This is a genomic window from Acidovorax sp. 210-6, from assembly GCF_010020825.1.
GTDB classification, from domain to species: Bacteria; Pseudomonadota; Gammaproteobacteria; order Burkholderiales; family Burkholderiaceae_C; genus Simplicispira; species Simplicispira sedimenti.
Window position 1 is genome coordinate 1263730 of the sequence record NZ_JAACJE010000001.1, and the last position, 16581, is coordinate 1280310.

Here is a 16581-nt window from a genome sequence, read left to right on the forward strand (position 1 = left end):
ACTCTGCCTGTCACCCGAATGCGACGGGACAGGGTATGCTTGCCAGCATGGGATCGATGTTTGATGCATTTTGGCGTGCGGCAATCTACTGTGTGCATCCGCGCGTGATCGCACTTTCTCTGCTGCCCCTGATACTCATGGCAGTGGGGGCTTTGGTTCTGGGTTACTTTTTTTGGCAGCCCGCGCTTGATCTGGCTGCCACATGGCTCGATGGGTGGCCGCTCCTGGAGTCGTTTTGGCTTCGCCTTGAGGATTGGGGTTGGGGTGGTGCAAAAGCCTGGGTGATTCCACTTCTTGTCGTTTTGGCATTGGCGCCAGTGGTGGTGATGGTTTCGCTGCTGGCGGTGGCGATTCTGGCCACACCATCGCTCTTGTCACTGGTGGCGCAACGGCGTTTTCCGCTGCTCGAACGCAAGCAAGGAGGATCATTCCTCTGGAGCATGGCTTGGTCACTGGGCTCCACCTCGTTGGCTTTCGTTGCGCTCATCCTTTCCATGCCCTTGTGGCTGATCCCGCCCTTGGTTTTGATATTGCCACCCTTGATCTGGGGTTGGCTGACCTATCGGGTGATGGCTTTTGATGCGTTGGCCGAACATGCGAGCCGACAGGAGCGCATCGCGCTGTTTGAGCGGCACAAGATGAGCCTCTTGGTGATGGGCGTGGTGACGGGGTTCCTGGGGGCTGCTCCGGCGGTGGTTTGGGCCTCTGGGGTGCTTTTTGTCGCCGCCTTTTTCATCCTGATTCCCTTGGCCATATGGATTTACACCCTGGTCTTTGTTTTCTCCTCGTTGTGGTTCATTCACTATTGCTTGGCGGCGCTGGAGCGTCTGCGGCTTGAGCAAGTTTCTGCCGCTGGCGCGGAGGCAGATCCCGTTCCCCCAGCGTCCGAGCCGACAGGATTGCCTGTGCAACCGCCCCTGCAACTACCCATGGATCAAGAGCCGAAACCATGACGCCTCAATTTGGATTGATTGTCGTTGGAGACGAAATCCTGTCGGGAAAAAGAGCCGACAAGCATCTCAACAAAGTGATTGACCTGCTCTCTGATCGCGGCTTGGCGCTGTCGTATGCGGAGTACGTGGGTGATGAGCCAGAGCGCATCAAGGCGGTGCTGTCCAGGGCCTTTGCTTCGGGCGATGTGGTTTTCTGCACCGGCGGCATTGGTGCGACGCCTGATGACCATACCCGTCTATGTGCCGCGCAGGCTCTGGGTGTGTCCCTGCAGTTGCATCCGCTGGCGGCGGAGTTGATTCGCGAACGCATGCAGGCGATGGCTCAGGAAAAAGGAGAGGTGTTTGACCCAGAGCGGCCCGACAACATTCACCGCTTGAACATGGGGTGTTTCCCGCAAGGAGCGTCCATCATCCCCAACCCATACAACAAAATTCCAGGGTTCAGTTGCAGTGGATCCGCCGGGGGGAGCGTCCATTTTTTTCCCGGCTTCCCGGTCATGGCATGGCCCATGCTGGAATGGGTGCTGGACACGCAGTATGCCCACCTGTTTGGCAGTCAGGCCAAGGTAGAACGATCGGTGATCGTGTACGAGGCCCTGGAGTCCACGCTGACGCCCTTGATGCAGAGGATTGAAGCCACCCATTCTGGGGTTCGGGTGTTCAGCCTGCCTAGCGTGGATCACCCGGTGCACGGTCGCCATATCGAACTGGGTGTCAAGGGTTTGGCGACGGACAGTTTGGCGGCCTGGAAGGACCTGATCGATGGATTGCACCATTTGGGTGCAAAACTAGGCCCTGAAATGGTGCGCGATTGACGGTCCTTGATCTGTCGCGCGTCATTGCACCAACATAGCGCAGACAATCATAAGAGGTCGTCCAAGACTGCGCACCGGATGATCCCTATTTCTTGGAGTTGCAGCTGGCACACTCCCTGCTAGTTGATAGCACCTTTCTTAACAGCCCTCTACCCAGGAGAACCTGATGGCCAAGACCGTTGCAGACGTGATGAAGATGGTGAAGGAAAACGAAGTCAAGTTTGTGGACTTCCGTTTCACCGATACCCGTGGCAAGCAGCACCACACCACGGTGCCTGTGTCGCATTTCGATGAAGAAAAGTTCTCCTCGGGTCATGCTTTCGACGGTTCTTCCATCGCTGGCTGGAAGGGTATCGAAGCGTCGGACATGCAGCTGATCCCTGACCCGAACTCGGCCAATATCGATCCCTTCTTCGAAGAGACGACCCTGATCATGACTTGCGACGTGATCGAGCCCAGCGATGGCAAGGCCTATGACCGAGACCCCCGTTCGATCGCCAAGCGCGCCGAGGCTTATCTGAAGGCTTCTGGCCTGGGCGACACCGCTTTCTTTGGTCCGGAACCTGAATTCTTCATCTTCGACGGCATTCGCTGGGGCACCGAGCCGCACAACACCTTCTACGAAATCGAAGAGTACGAAGCTCCCTGGAACACGGGCTCCAAGCTCGAAGGCGGCAACCGTGGCCACCGTCCCACCGTCAAGGGCGGCTACTTCCCCGTGCCCCCCGTCGACAGCACCCAGGACATGCGCGCCGAAATGGCCCTGATCCTTGAATCGGTCGGCATTCCGGTCGAAGTGTTCCACCACGAAGTGGCGGGCGCCGGCCAGAACGAAATCGGCACCAAGTTCTCCACCTTGGTGGAGCGTGCTGACTGGACCATGCTGCAGAAGTACGTGATCCACAACGTGGCTAACGCCTACGGAAAGACCGCCACCTTCATGCCCAAGCCCTACCACGGTGACAACGGTTCCGGCATGCACGTGCACCAGTCCGTCTGGAAAGACGGCAAGAACCTGTTCGCTGGCGACGGCTATGCTGGCCTGAGTGATTTCGCCCTGTACTACATCGGCGGCATCATCAAGCACGCCCGTGCCCTGAACGCCATCACCAACCCCGGCACCAACAGCTACAAGCGCCTGGTGCCGCACTTCGAGGCGCCGGTGAAGCTGGCCTACTCGGCCAAGAACCGCTCGGCATCGATCCGTATCCCCTACGTGGCCAACCCCAAGGCGCGCCGCGTCGAGGCCCGTTTCCCCGATCCGCTGATGAACCCCTACCTGGGCTTTGCCGCGCTGCTGATGGCCGGCCTGGACGGCGTGGAGAACAAGATCCATCCGGGCGAAGCCGCCACCAAGGACCTCTACCATCTGCCGCCCGAGGAAGACAAGCTGGTGCCCACCGTGTGCCACAGCCTGGACCAGGCCCTCGAAGCCCTGGATGCCGACCGTGCGTTCCTGACCAAGGGCGGTGTGTTCTCGGATGCCATGCTCGACGCCTACATCGAACTGAAGATGCAGGAAGTGACGCGCTTCCGCATGGCCGTGCATCCGGTCGAGTACGACATGTATTACTCGCTCTGATCCCCAGGGCAGTATGGGCAAAGCGGTCTGCGGACCGTTTTGTCGTTTTTGGGCTCGACGATCTGGTTCCCAATGGAACTGTGGTGCCGGAATGTGCTCCACCGTGGCATGGACCAAACGGCGTTGCCCTTCGTTGCAGATGCTTCGCGGGGCATGATTGGAGATGGCATCTCTTTGGGGGATACTCCCACACTGTCCTGCCCAAAGCCTGCCGCAATGGCTGCTTGCGAGAAAACCGTATGAACCTGAAACTGATGAGCGCACGTTGTCTGCCGCTGTTGCTGGCCCTGGGGGCTGCTTCGGCCGCGCAGGCGCAAAACACCATCTACCGATGCGGCAACGAATACACCAACAACGCCAACCAAGCCCGTGAGCGTGGATGCAAGCCGGTGGATGGGGGTAACGTGACGGTGGTGGAGGGTACGCGCCCTGCTGTAGCGGCTTCCGGTGCGGCCAAGCCCAGCTCCCCGGCGGGTGCTCCCAAGGTCACGGCCAACGACCAGCGTGCGCGTGATTCCGACGCACGCGCCATTCTGGAGGCCGAGCTGCGCAAGGCGCAGGCGCGCCGTGCAGAGTTGGTGAAGGAATACAACAACGGGGCTCCAGAGCGCAATGCCCTGGACCTGCGCAACCCGCAAAAATACCAAGAACGGACTGCTGAACTCAAGGCGAGCATTGCCCGCAGCGAAAGCGACATTGAGGGCATACAACGCGAACTCAGCCGTTTGCCTACACCTTGAGAGCCGCGCTGCGCCCGCATGCCATTGACCCATCCTGCGGGCGTCCCCGCGCACATGCTGGCCCTCGACTGGCTCTCCGTGCTGGTGGCGGTGTTGCGGCCCGACGGCGCCGTGATGTTTGCCAATGCCGCACTGGAGCAGCAACTGGGCATGTCGCGCCGCACCCTGGAGGGCGCAGACTTCTCAATGTGTTTTACCGAACCCGCCCTGCTGCAAACAGCGCTCGCCGGGGCGCGCAGCCAGGACTTCGAGGCCCTGCGCTACGAGGCAGGCCTCAAGCGCCTGCACCAGGAGCCCTTGCCGGTGCATGTGAACGTGTCGCCAGGGCAGGGCGATGAGTTGGTCGTGGAGCTGTGGCCGCTGGAGCAGCAGGCGCGACAGGACCGCGAAGACCGCCTGCTGGAGCAAGCGCAGGCGCACAAGGAGCTGATCCGCAACCTGGCCCACGAGATCAAGAACCCCCTGGGCGGCATCCGTGGCGCAGCGCAGCTTCTGGAAATGGAGTTGCAAAACCCCGAGCTGACCGAGTACACCGAAGTCATCGTCCACGAGGCCGACCGCCTGCAGGCACTGGTGGACCGCTTGCTGGCGCCGCACCGCCACCCGCACCAGGTGGGCGACGTCAACATCCACGAGGTCTGCGAGCGGGTGCGTTCGCTGATCCTGGTGGAGCACCCCCAGGGCCTGCGCGTGGTGCGCGACTACGACACCTCCATCCCTGAATTCCGGGGCGACCGCGCCCAGTTGATCCAGGCCTTGCTCAATATCGTGCAGAACGCGGCCCAGGCCCTGGCCGAACGCATTGCCGCCGGGGATGCCTGCATCACCTTGCGGACCCGCGTGGCCCGGCAGGTGACTTTTGGGCGCCAGCGCTACAGGCTGGCACTGGAATTGCATGTCATCGACAACGGGCCAGGCGTGCCCGACGCCATACGGGATCGGATCTTCTATCCCCTGGTGTCGGGCCGGGACGGCGGTTCGGGGCTGGGGCTGACGTTGGCGCAAACCTTTGTGCAGCGTCACCACGGCATGATCGAATGCGAAAGCAGACCCGGTCGCACCGATTTCCGCATCCTGATTCCCTTGCCCTGAGGAACCTACGACCCGCTGCACCAACCTGTGGAAGCACCCAAGCCCATGAAGCCGATCTGGATAGTAGATGACGACCCCTCGATCCGCTTCGTACTCGAGAAGGCCCTGGCGCGCGAGAACCTGCCCACGCGCAGCTTCACGCACCCGCGCGAGGTGCTCGATGCGCTCGAAGCCCTGCAGGGCGGCGATGTGCAGCACAGCGCGCCGCAGGTGCTGGTCAGTGACATCCGCATGCCCGGCGGCAATGGTCTGCAACTGCTGGAAAAGGTGCATGCCCTGCAACCGGGGCTGCCCGTCATCATCATGACGGCGTTCTCCGACCTGGACAGTGCGGTATCGGCCTTCCAGCGCGGCGCTTTTGAATATCTGCCCAAGCCCTTTGACCTGCCCAAGGCAGTGGAGCTGATCCGCCGCGCCGTGCAGGAAAGCGAGCGCGAATCAGTGGCCCAGGACGCGCACGAGGTGGCCCCGGAAATGCTGGGCCAGGCACCGGCCATGCAGGACGTGTTCCGTGCCATTGGGCGCCTGAGCCAGAGCCAGGTCACCGTGCTGATCACCGGTGAATCGGGCTCGGGCAAGGAACTGGTCGCCCGCGCGCTGCACAAGCATTCGCCCGTGGCGGGTGGCCCCTTTGTGGCCATCAACACGGCCGCCATCCCGAAAGACCTGCTCGAATCCGAACTCTTCGGCCACGAGCGCGGCGCCTTCACCGGCGCGCAGACGCAGCGGCGCGGGCGCTTCGAGCAGGCCGAGGGCGGCACGCTGTTCCTCGACGAAATCGGCGACATGCCCTTCGACCTGCAGACGCGCCTGTTGCGCGTGCTGTCGGATGGGCAGTTCTACCGCGTCGGCGGCCATGCCGCCGTCAAGGCCCATGTGCGCGTGATTGCCGCCACGCACCAGAACCTGGAGCAGCGCGTCAAGGACGGCGTGTTCCGCGAGGACTTGTTCCACCGCCTCAACGTCATCCGCCTGCGCCTGCCGGCGCTGCGTGAGCGGCGCGAGGACGTGCCCATGCTCACGCGCCATTTTCTGCAGCAAAGCGCGCGCCAGCTGGGGGTGGAGCCCAAGCGCATTTCCGACGCTGCTTTGGCGCGCCTGGGGCAGTTCGGCTTTCCGGGCAACGTGCGCCAGTTGGAAAACATCTGCCACTGGCTCACCGTGATGGCGCCTGCCCAAACCATTTCGGTGCAGGACCTGCCGCCCGAGGTGCTGGAGGCCCCCAGCGCCACCACCGATCCGCTGCTGGCCACATCACCGTTGGCGGAGCCGGCGGCAGAACCCCTGCCTGCCGTGGCGGCACCCGTGCCCGTGGCAGGCGTTTCAGCCGTGGCGCACCGGCCCGTCGCGGTGCCGCCGGGCAGTCCGTCGCCGCTTGCTGCGTACCCGCTGGTCGATGGGGCAGATGCCACCGCCTGGGAGCAAGCCCTGGAGCGCGAAGCCCAGGGCCTGCTGGCCGCGGGCCAGAACGATATTTGGGATGTGCTGGCGCACCGCTTCGAGTCACGCCTGATTCGCACCGCGCTGGCGGCCACCCACGGTCGCCGCATGGAGGCCGCCCAGCGCCTGGGCATTGGCCGCAACACCATCACCCGCAAGATCCAAGAGCTGGGCCTGGATGGTGTGGATGAAGCAAAAAACGGCTACGGCGCTTGATTTATAAGCGCTAGCAGCTATAAAAATAATAGCAAATTACAGTGTCAATTCCAGCACCACCGGCGCGTGGTCGCTGGGCTGGGGGTTCTTGCGCGGAGCGCGGTCGATGGTGCAGGCCGCCACGGCGGGGCGCAGCGCCGGGCTCACCAGCATGTGGTCGATGCGCAGCCCCCGGTTCTTCTGGAAACCCAGCATGCGGTAGTCCCACCACGAAAAGCTCTTGTCGGGCTGATCGAACAGGCGGAACGCATCCACCAGGCCCAAGGCCAGCAGCGCCTGGAAGTGCCCACGCTCTTCGGGTGTGTGGTGGATGGTGCCCGCCAGCCCCACGGGGTCGTAAGAGTCGCGGTCTTCGGGCGCCACGTTGAAGTCGCCCAGCAGCACCAGGCGCGGATGCGCGGCTAACTCACTGGCCACCCAGTCGTGCAGGGCCTGCAGCCAGCGCAGCTTGTAGGCGAACTTGTCCGTGCCCGGCGCCTGGCCGTTGACGAAATAGCCGTTGAGCACGCGCAGTGGGCCTTGGGGCGTTTCCACCGTGGCCGCGATCACGCGTGCCTGTTCATCCTCAAAGCCGGGAATGTTGCGCACCACAGCTGTGGGCGCTGTGCGCGTCAGAATTGCCACGCCGTTGTAAGTCTTCTGCCCGAACGCCACGGCCTCGTAGCCGGCTGCGTGCAGCTCCATGAAGGGGAATTTGTCTTCGGTGAGCTTGAGCTCCTGCAGGCACAGCACATCCACCGGGTGCGCGGCCAGCCAGTCCAGCACCTGGGGCAGGCGTACGCTCAGGGAGTTGACGTTCCAGGTGGCAATCTTCATGAGTTTGTCTAACTTATTGATTTATAAGGTAAAAATTGATTATCAAGACCTGGAAAATTGGGCTAGCTACCAGCCTAGCTACCAGCAAAAGGGGTGGTAGGAACCAACCGTTCCCTCTTGTGTGTCATGAAGAGTCATAGTATGCAACTTCATCCCAAGGCCAAAGCCGGACATCGCGGGCCTCTGTCGCGAGAGGAGGAGTTCAAGCCCGGAAAGAACACACCCTGGCTGCAGACGCCCGCTGACCTGATCGGCCCGCTGTACTTCGGCGCCGAGGACGAAACCATCCCGCCGTTTCTTCTGGCAAGCTTCGACGGCCAGCCGCCACGTCGCCGTGAATGTGGCGCGGTGCTCCTGTCTTCGAACATCGCCGACGTCTACGAAGACGGCGCCTACGAGCGCTATGGATGCGTGCTCGAGGTGTGGCTCCACAAGCGCACACGGTGGCGCTACCGCCCAGATGTCGAGCAGCCCGGTGGTCTTCAAGGCAGCGAGCCTGCAGTTTGGCGCCGCCCAGAGGATCAGAATTCCCTCGACGCGATCCGTGCCGGATCGGGTGAGCAGTGGTACGTGTGGAATCCCAGAGCCGTTTCCATCGTGCGGCGCCTTGCCTATCACGAAGCAATCCCGCTGCTGTGCGTCGCCCTGGATGAGGCGGGGCCCGCGGCCAGCTTCAATGGGCTTGTTGTTCATGATTACTCATGCATCTGGTGGGGGCGCATTCAGGGCAGTCCTCGGCTTTCGGTTCTCGCCTATCGGCAGCAGCTTGAACGCGTACTGCGACGCTATGTGGGGCGTAAGCGATCGCTTCGGCTACGAGACGCGGCTGAGCCCATGGGTGCTGCGCGCCGCGCGGTACGTGCGCGGGAACCAAGCCCTTCGGCTCGAGGGAGCTCCGGCCGAAAAGTTGAGCATTCTTGAGGGGTCCTTCGGCATCTCGAGACCGAAATGCGGTGGCGGGTGCCGTGCTCGAGCGGTGCGGCCGGTGCCTAGCTCTTCGGCGTCGAGAGCTCCTTCGCGACAAACAGAGGTGTCACTCCCAGGGTCAGCGCGCCGTGAGTATATCGTTTTGGTAGAGATGGGCTGTTTTTCTAGGAGAATTGCCGAACCTATAGCGAAATTGCATCCCATGCCTGACACCCTATTGGGCTTCCACCGGCTTGCCGAGCTCTACGGCATCCAACTGGTACAGCCGCTTTTCTCCCGCAGCCGCCTGGGGCCGGTGCGCCAGCGCGAAGCGGCGGATGGACGGGAGACGCGAACCTGGACCGCCGCGTATCAGCCCGCGGACAACTTCCGCGGGCACTTCGAGTTCGGTTTGAAGTACGAGCGGCTGAGCTTTGAGTTCTTCTCGCGGCTGTTCCAGCGGGTCGATCCTCAGGACGTGGTGGCGTGGGTGAAGGATGAGCCCACGGGGAGCTATGCACGGCGCGCCGCGTTCTTCTACGAGTGGTTCACCGGCCGGCAGCTTGCTGTGCCGGACACGGCGCCCAACGTGGGATACGTGGACGCGATCGATGCCGCACAGTATCTGGTCGCCCAGCGGCCGGATCGCGTCCGGCGCTGGCGTATCAACGACAACCTGCCGGGCTCGCGCGACTTCTGCCCCGTGGTGTACTTGGGACCGCAGGAGCAGCGCGAATGGCTCTACGACGTGGCGGCGGGCGTCCAGTTGCTCGACGACACCTACGGGCCGGAGTTACTGCTGCGCAGCGCGGCCTGGCTGACGTTTAAGGAATCGCGGGCGAGTTTCGCCATCGAACACGAGGCGGACAAGCAGGATCGGGTGAAGCGCTTCGCGGCGGCCATCGGTACGTACAGCGGCCACATGGACGATCCGATGGCGCCCGAGCAATTGCTCACGCTGCAGCAGGCCGTGCTCGGTGAGGCCGCGTTGCGCGTCGGCATTCGCCAGTCGCCGGTGTTCGTCGGCGAGCGCGGCTTCGTGAGCGAGATCGTCCACTACATTGCCCCGTCCGAGGAACTTGTGGTTGGTATGCTCGATGCGCTGCGCTGCTTCGAGAACCGCACGCGGGGCGCAAACCCGGTAGCGCGCGCGGCGGCAGTGTCATTCGCATTCGTCTACCTGCATCCGCTCGCCGATGGCAATGGGCGCATCCACCGCTTTCTTGTCAATCACCTACTCGCGGCGGACAAGGTGGTGCCCGCCAACATCATCGTGCCGGTCTCGGCGACGATCGCCGGCTCGGCCAAGGGGCGCGCCGGCTATGACCAGGCCCTGGAGGGCTTCTCCCGGCCCTTCATGCAGGTCTATGTCGATGCCTACCGCTTCGGATCGAAGCGGCTGTGCCCCGATGGCGTCGAGACCAATTTCGAGTTCCTTCGGACCGAGGACGCGCAGCATGCGTGGCGCTACCTCGACCTGACCGAGCAGGCGCGCTACCTGAGCAGCGTGCTGCGCCAGACGGTCGAGCAGGAGATGGCGCAGGAGGCACTGGTCCTGCGCCAGTACGACGAGGCGCGCACGGCGATCAAGGACTTTTTGGAGATGCCGGACCAGGACGCGGACCGCATCATCCGGTCGCTCAAGGAAGGGGACTGGCAGGTGAGCAACAAGCTGCGCAAGACGCTGCCCCAGATCTTCGCGGAGGACGGTGCCTTCTATGCGAGGCATGCGCAGATCATCGCAGCGGTGCGCTCCGTCTTCGAGGGCGAATCGCCGGAGGCAGAGAAGGCCTAGTCGTGCCTCGCGTGCTCCTGCCCATCGCGTCCGCACCGGCGTTACGATGAAGGCCGAGGTCAGAGGAGGGTTGGCGTGATGCCACTACCGGATAGAAAATCAGGCGTGGTCAACGTGCCCGACGTCCAGATGCGCGTGCTCCCGTTGGGCGAGCGTCATTTCGTGCCGCGCGTGAGCAGAAACGTGCGGTTGCTCGGAGTCGTTCGACGAGGCTTGGAAACGGGCGCTCTCGCCTGGTTGCCAGACGGGCGCTACGCGCAGGTCAACGGCGACATTGTTCAGCCCTTGGATCCGGTGGAGGTCGAGGCCGCGCTGCAGTGCGCAGGGATCGCCGTTCCCGGTGCCGCGCGGGCGGCACGGCGGCCCGATTCCGCGTCGGAACGACCGATGTCCGGCACGCCTACGGTGGTGATCAAGCGGCGCCGCACGATCCGGCTTCCCGATGAAGGGCACGGCACAGGGGCTTAGTTGCGGCATGGGCGGTGTCGGCTTGGGGAAGCGACGCCAGAGGGGGTTGGACAGAAATGCAATTCTGCAGCCATGGCGTGTCCTCGCCATTCGCGCTGGGCGGCACCGACTCGACACTGTGACCGCGCGCGGGCTTGCGCCTCGTCTGCGCAAGCCCGCGTAAAGGCGAAGATCAGCCGAGTAACTCCAGCACATGCTCTTCCGGGCTCGGCCCTACCGACAGGCGGAAGGTGCGACCCACCATCACTGGAAACCGTTCCAGGTTGAGCCGTTCCAGCATCGCGCGCAGCGTGGACACGGGGTCGCTGGCGCGCATGCGATGGATGAGTTCGGCCAGCATGGCCGTATCGGCCTCCATGTCGTCCTCGTGCCAGTGGCCATCCGAATCCACAAAGTCCGATGCCTGCTGAACCGCGCAGCCAGAGCATTCGCCGGCGGGAATGAAAAGCGTCCCTTCATGGGCGAGGCCATCCTCTTCGAGCTCCACGGTCTCGCCGCCGGCCTCGAGGCGCACGCGTTCGCACAGAACCACGTCGGCCCATAGCCAGCGTCCCTCCAGCCGCGTGCGGAGTGTCTCGCCCACGGCCCGCACGCTGACGTCGCGGGCCGACAATTCGCGCACGTGGGCATGGACCCAGTGGCCCGGACCCAGGACATGCGCGTCGAAGACGACCATCTTCAACGACCATGCAAGCATCCAATCGGCCATCGATTCATCGGATGGCGCGTCGAGGCTCACCAGGCGGAGCCGGCCCGATTCGACCTCCTCGCGCGTCGGGGCCGAGGCCAGCGGCTCCATGAAGTCGCGGGAAGGGAACGCCTCCTGGACAGGGTACGTGATCGTGTCGCAGAGTACCCGCGGCAGCACCGGCACGTCGTCCAGAAGATCGAGGTGCTTCCACATGTGCATCGCCCCGTAGAACGTCTCGACGAACTCGGCAGCGGGAAGACTGCCTTTCCTGTGCAGGAGAATCCGCCGCCACAGGTGCGTGACCGCCTCGTCGACCGCCTTGAGCTGTGTGTCCTCATCGATCAGCCTGTCGCGGTCAGGCAGGCGAGCGAGGTGTCGAGCCGGGTCCAAATGGACCACGTTCGAATCGTCGTGCTCGTCCAAGTGGCTGGGCCGGCGGTTCACGCAGAAGCCCTGCAAGTAGACGCGCGTGCGCACCGAGCATCTGCCGTCGACGGACCCCGACAGGCGCACGGCACCGACAGGCGTGTCGTGGAACCCATCGCCGTTGCTGGCGTCGGTCGCGTCCGGTCTCGGGATCAGCCGCCCATTGAACTCGACGGGCACCGGGAAGCCTCGGCACATCGGGCCGATGCGCCGGTGCAGCCCTTCCAGGTCCACGCCGTACAGTTCGACGATGGTCCCGGGATGCACGCCGACAGCGCTCGGCCTCACTGGAACGGACGCGTGCGCCAGCGCTGCCGCCGTGTCGATGTCCGCTTCGAGGCCCCCGCTCGTGACGATGCAGCGCGTGGAGGCATAGAGGCACTTCGAGAAGCCGACCCCGAACGGCTGCTCCTGCCGCTGCAGGTCTTGGTCCCAGCCGGACTCGTGGAAGGTCAGCAGCTTCTGGAAGTCGCCGAGGCCTCGGCCGTTGTCGCGCACGCGCAGCGTGCGGCTCGGCTCGTCATGGCTCACCTCGATCAGTGTCGCGCCCGCGCGGCGGGCGTTCTGCAACAGTTCCGAGACGAGGGTGAAGCGGTCTGTGAAGGCATAGCGCTGGTTGCGCAGTGCGCCTTCGCTGTTGATGCGAACTTGGATCTCCATGGGTTTCTCCATCGGAAAGAAAGGCCACGGGCGACGAGGGCAGCCGTGGCGCGAGGAAGGGCCCGCGAGGAGCGGAAACTCTGCGGGTGCGATTCGAAGGACCGCGAATGTGCGGCCTGGGAGACGAACGACGCCGCGCGAGCCGGCGCCGCGGCCGGCTGGCTGGGAGCGCCAAGGCGCCCCGGACTCGCTCGCGTCACGTTCAGAAGAAAGGAAGTGCGTCGTCCCCGAGGGAGACGACGCACCATGGCCCTCGCGGCGCGATCAATGCGGCGCCGGCGCCACCATCGACTGCAGCCGGTCGATGACCCCAGGCTCGACGAAGACGCAGGCCTGCTTGTCAGGGATCGGCACATCGAAGATCTGCGAAAACACCGGCCGCCGCAGGTGGGCCAGCCGGCCCGTTCGGTACGCCTGCTCGGGCTTCAGGCGTCCGTCCGCCGGCGGGCCGCTGCGCTCTGGATCGCACTCGACCAGCGCGACGTAGCCGTCATCGAACAGCTTCTGGTGCTCGGGGCACAGGCCCCAGCCCGTGGTCGTGTGAGGCTCCATGCTCGCGCGCAAGCGCTTGTCCAGCAGGATGGCGCCGGTGTCGAACGTCGTGCCGCACACCAGGCAGGCGTGCTGCTCGAGAGAAACGTGGGACTTCTCGCTCATGATGCGCTCCGGCCGCAGGAATGCAACTGGCTGGAAGCGGCATCCCCGCGGCGCTTTGCCGCAGTCGTCCCCTCGGAGCGCTTCAGATGGCTCCGGAAAAGATGGGAACGGGTCTTGTGCGCGGGCCGTTGGCCCGTGAATGTGGTGAACATGCTCATCTCCAAAATGAGTGAGACGAGAGATGCCCTCGCCCCGCGGGGAAGGGATCCCCCGTCGGGTTGGTCTGCAGGCCGCAAGGGCCTCGGTTTTCGTGGCGGCGCGATTCGCGCCACCACCGTTGCACCGGCGTGGGCCTGTGCACGTTCAACGCGGCACGCGGTGGAAGCGCGGCGTCGTCAAGCATGCGAGGCGCAGCGCGATGAAGCCCGCCTCTCAGGTGCTCCGTAAGAGACGTTCCGGGGCAGTGGTGCCTCGGGCGGCGACGCCGCAGAGAGGTCGCTGCGGTTCGCCAGCAAGCTGCAGGCAAACGCGCGCGGCCTGCGCGGATGCGCGATCGAAGCGCTCATGCTTGTTGTCTGCGCTGCATCTGCGGCAACCGAGAGTGCAGCGGGACGCGAGGGCGGGTTTCGACCGCGACGCCAGCCGAGCAGGCTGGACTCCATACGCCCGTCGCGGGGGATGGAGGCTGGGCGGACCACGATGTCCGCTGAACGCAGGCACAGTATGGTCCCGCAGAGGCTGCGGGTCATGGCAGTTGCCTTTGCGGCCACACCGAAACGACGGAACTCGCCGCGCATTCGGCAGGAGAGGCGGCGGCGCTGGTTCAACGTGACAGCTGCGGCGTGGGATCATCGATCGCGCAAGGATGGGCGTGGAGACGCCTGACAGCGCCAGCGCGCGGCGCTCCCATGTCGGGGGTACCGTCGCACCGCAAAGGGGAAATACGTCCTATCTATAGTTTGCAGGTTTGCCCTGCATGCTGAGGTGGAGGCCTTGCCGCGATGCGGCCGGCTCCCGTTGGGCCATCGTTGCCGAGGGCTCCAACCGCTCGGCGGGAACCGCCTGCGGTGGCCGGGGCCTGGCGGCCGCGCCCTCCACCTTGCGATCCCTCGGGCGGTCCGGGCCCGGAGGGTCGGGGCCGCCATCGCGGCGTACCTGTTCATGTGCTGCACGAACGAAGGTTCGGGGCAGCGGGGAGTGAATCGATGATCGAAAGGAAGGAATCTGCGGTGCCGCCCTCAGGTTGGGAGTACGGCCATCGGCTGCGCGAGCCTGGATGCGACCAGCGGCGCTGCAGCGAACTGCTGAGCGCGCAGGCACGGGAGATCGAGCGCCTAAGCCGCGAGGCCGTGAAGCTGCGCGCTGCGGTCATCATTCGTGAGACCGCCTTGATGTGGGAGCGCGAGGACCGGGCGGCGCTCGTCCAGGCGGCTCCGGGCCTGCCTCGCAGGGTGACGCTCGCCAGGCATGTGGAAGCGTTGCTGGCGCGCGTTCAGGAACTGATGCGCGAGCGGGCGCGCTGGCAGCGGCCTCAGGATGGCAAGGGCGAGGGAGCGCTCGCCGCCGCTGGCATGGTGTCACAGGACACGTTTGGCGATGCGGGACTGGCGGCCGAAGGCGGCGCGGCCGTGCTCGAGGCCAGTCTCAGGGCGGCGGACCTCGTGATATGCCAGACGGGCTGCCTCAGCCACGGCGCCTACTGGCGGGTCCAGGACCACTGCAAGCGGACTGGCAAGGCTTGTGTGATGGTGGAGCGTCCTCAGGAACTGCGCATCGTGCGCATCGGCAAGGATGGGGATGGCGAGAGCCGTTCAGGAGCCGTACGGGTTCTGTAGTTGCCCGGCCATCGCCTTCGGCCATGTGCTGATTGCGCGGCGCAGTCGCCGCCGGCAGATCAGTCGATCACGCTGAGCAGAGAGGGATTCTGCGCCAGCAGCCCCCGCACACGCTGCAGGGCGATGGTGACGTCTTCCCGCGACGGGACCGCGCCGGTGGCGATGCGCACGGCGTTGGGCGCCGAGGCCGGGTCGAGCGAGAAGACCTTGGCCGGCGCCACCACCACGCCCGCTCGCCGCAGCCGCATCGCGAAGTCCGACGCGTCCCAGGGGACGGGCAGCGGCAGCCAGAAGAACAGCGCCTCGTCCGGTACGTGCGCGGCGTGTTCCCCCAGCAGCTGCCGGGCCAGCCCCTGGCGCTCCTGCGCCTCCGTGCGGACCTGCTTGATCAGTTTGGCCATCTGGCCATGGCGGATCAGGTGCGTGGCCAGCGCCGCCTCCAGCGGCGGGACTGTCTGCATGGTGGCGCGCAGGATCTCCGCGAGGCGCTCGGCCTTCTCGGCATCCGGCGCCACGACGTAGGCGACGCGCAGGCTGGGCGAGATGAGCTTTGCCAGCCCGAAGACCGAATAGGTGAGTTCCGGGGCCAGCGTGCCCAGCAGCGGGGGCGGGTCGCGGTGCAGGCCGCCGTAGGCATCGTCCTCCACGAGGGTGAGGCCGCGCCGGCGCGCGACCTCGACGAGCGCGCGGCGCCTGCGCAGGCCCATCACCGCGCCGCTCGGGTTCTGCAGCGTCGGCACGCAGTACAGCACCGTGGCCTGCGACGCCTGCGCCGCGGCGTCCAGGGCGTCCGGCAGGATGCCTTCGGCGTCCAGCGCGACCGGCACGAGTTCGATGCCCAGCACCGTGGCCAGGGTGCGCATGGTCGGCCAGCACATCGCTTCCACCAGCAGCCGGCCGCCGGTTCCCACGAGGCTGGACAGCAAGCCGATCAGTGCGTTGCGCGCGCCCGAGGCCATGGCCAGGCGGCCGCCCACCTCCAGGTCGAAGCGCGGCTGCAGCCAGTCGCGGCCGGCCGCGAGGTCCAGCGCCGGCACCGTGCCGGCGCGACGTGCCAGGAAGTCAAAGCTGCGGTCGCCGGTCAGCCGCGCCACCGCGGCCGCCAGCGTCGATGCGATCTCCAGGTTCGGCGGCCACGTGGAAGTGAGGTCGATAGGCTCGCGCACCCCCTCCTCGGGCGCCGGCTCGGCGACGGTGCGCGCGAAGCCCTTTTCCGCCGCCACGAAGGTGCCCTGCCCATGGCGCGACTGCACGAGGCCGATGCGCTTGGCCTCATCGTAGGCGCGCGTGACGGTCGTGAAGTTAACGCCCAGCTGCCGGGCCATGTCGCGCTGGGAAGGCAGCGGCGCTCCGGGCGAAAGCCTTCCCTCCCGGACCTCTTGGGCCAGCAGTTCAACGATGCGCAGATACAGCGGGCCGCCCATCGCTTCGATGGCGGCCTGCCAGCGCGCGGACTTCTCCTCTCCGCCTGCTTGCGGTCTACGTACAGATGACATACACTTCTTGTGCGATATAAGTGAACTGTACGGGAAATCTCCATACAGTTTGA

Annotated in this window: 14 protein-coding genes; 10 read left to right on the forward strand and 4 right to left on the reverse strand. The window is 65.0% G+C overall.

Annotation, left to right across the window (positions count from 1 at the left end):
• Positions 1–35: 35 nt before the first annotated feature.
• From GWK50_RS05870 to ntrC, 6 genes are all read left to right on the forward strand, one after another.
• The gene (locus tag GWK50_RS05870) at positions 36–953 is read left to right on the forward strand and encodes an EI24 domain-containing protein (RefSeq protein WP_197904982.1); all 918 of its coding nucleotides are present in this window, start codon (positions 36–38) and stop codon (positions 951–953) included.
• The gene (locus tag GWK50_RS05875; protein ID WP_162015732.1) at positions 950–1768 is read left to right on the forward strand and encodes a molybdopterin-binding protein; all 819 of its coding nucleotides are present in this window, start codon (positions 950–952) and stop codon (positions 1766–1768) included. The genes GWK50_RS05870 and GWK50_RS05875 overlap by 4 nt, the downstream gene beginning before the upstream one ends.
• Before the next feature lie 166 nt (positions 1769–1934).
• On the forward strand, positions 1935–3350 hold the full coding sequence (glnA, locus tag GWK50_RS05880) for a type I glutamate--ammonia ligase (protein ID WP_162015733.1): 1416 nt from the start codon (positions 1935–1937) through the stop codon (positions 3348–3350).
• A 254-nt stretch (positions 3351–3604) separates the two neighbouring features.
• Positions 3605–4090 (forward strand): hypothetical protein, encoded by a 486-nt coding sequence (locus tag GWK50_RS05885; RefSeq protein ID WP_162018034.1) that lies wholly within the window; start codon positions 3605–3607, stop codon positions 4088–4090.
• Between the two features lie 54 nt (positions 4091–4144).
• Complete coding sequence (glnL, locus tag GWK50_RS05890; RefSeq protein ID WP_162018035.1) at positions 4145–5182, forward strand: nitrogen regulation protein NR(II); 1038 nt, start codon at positions 4145–4147, stop codon at positions 5180–5182.
• 45 nt (positions 5183–5227) lie between these two features.
• Entirely contained in the window at positions 5228–6838 is a 1611-nt protein-coding gene (ntrC, locus tag GWK50_RS05895) for a nitrogen regulation protein NR(I) (RefSeq protein WP_162015734.1), read from the forward strand.
• A 36-nt stretch (positions 6839–6874) separates the two neighbouring features.
• On the opposite strand, the gene xth is transcribed toward ntrC, so the two are convergent.
• Complete coding sequence (gene xth / locus GWK50_RS05900; protein ID WP_162015735.1) at positions 6875–7654, reverse strand: exodeoxyribonuclease III; 780 nt, start codon at positions 7652–7654, stop codon at positions 6875–6877.
• 141 nt (positions 7655–7795) lie between these two features.
• On the opposite strand from xth, the gene GWK50_RS05905 reads away from it, so the two are divergent.
• The 3 genes from GWK50_RS05905 to GWK50_RS05915 all read left to right on the forward strand — a co-directional run bounded on the left by GWK50_RS05905 (position 7796) and on the right by GWK50_RS05915 (position 10823).
• Positions 7796–8575: a hypothetical protein gene (locus GWK50_RS05905; RefSeq protein WP_139222798.1), complete on the forward strand. Its 780-nt coding sequence runs from the start codon at positions 7796–7798 to the stop codon at positions 8573–8575.
• A gap of 208 nt (positions 8576–8783) precedes the next feature.
• Positions 8784–10355 (forward strand): Fic family protein, encoded by a 1572-nt coding sequence (locus GWK50_RS05910; RefSeq protein ID WP_059400239.1) that lies wholly within the window; start codon positions 8784–8786, stop codon positions 10353–10355.
• A gap of 105 nt (positions 10356–10460) precedes the next feature.
• Positions 10461–10823, forward strand: a complete 363-nt coding sequence (locus GWK50_RS05915) for a hypothetical protein (RefSeq protein ID WP_059400240.1) — start codon at positions 10461–10463, stop codon at positions 10821–10823.
• 172 nt (positions 10824–10995) lie between these two features.
• Here the strand turns inward: GWK50_RS05915 and GWK50_RS05920 are convergent, their stop codons facing one another.
• Complete coding sequence (locus GWK50_RS05920) at positions 10996–12600, reverse strand: ATP-binding protein (protein ID WP_139222799.1); 1605 nt, start codon at positions 12598–12600, stop codon at positions 10996–10998.
• Between the two features lie 264 nt (positions 12601–12864).
• Entirely contained in the window at positions 12865–13257 is a 393-nt protein-coding gene (locus tag GWK50_RS05925) for a hypothetical protein (RefSeq protein ID WP_059400242.1), read from the reverse strand.
• A 1145-nt stretch (positions 13258–14402) separates the two neighbouring features.
• On the opposite strand from GWK50_RS05925, the gene GWK50_RS05930 reads away from it, so the two are divergent.
• Complete coding sequence (locus GWK50_RS05930; RefSeq protein ID WP_059400243.1) at positions 14403–15032, forward strand: DUF2325 domain-containing protein; 630 nt, start codon at positions 14403–14405, stop codon at positions 15030–15032.
• 59 nt (positions 15033–15091) lie between these two features.
• Here the strand turns inward: GWK50_RS05930 and GWK50_RS05935 are convergent, their stop codons facing one another.
• Entirely contained in the window at positions 15092–16528 is a 1437-nt protein-coding gene (locus GWK50_RS05935; RefSeq protein WP_082136751.1) for a PLP-dependent aminotransferase family protein, read from the reverse strand.
• Between the last annotated feature and the right edge of the window lie 53 nt (positions 16529–16581).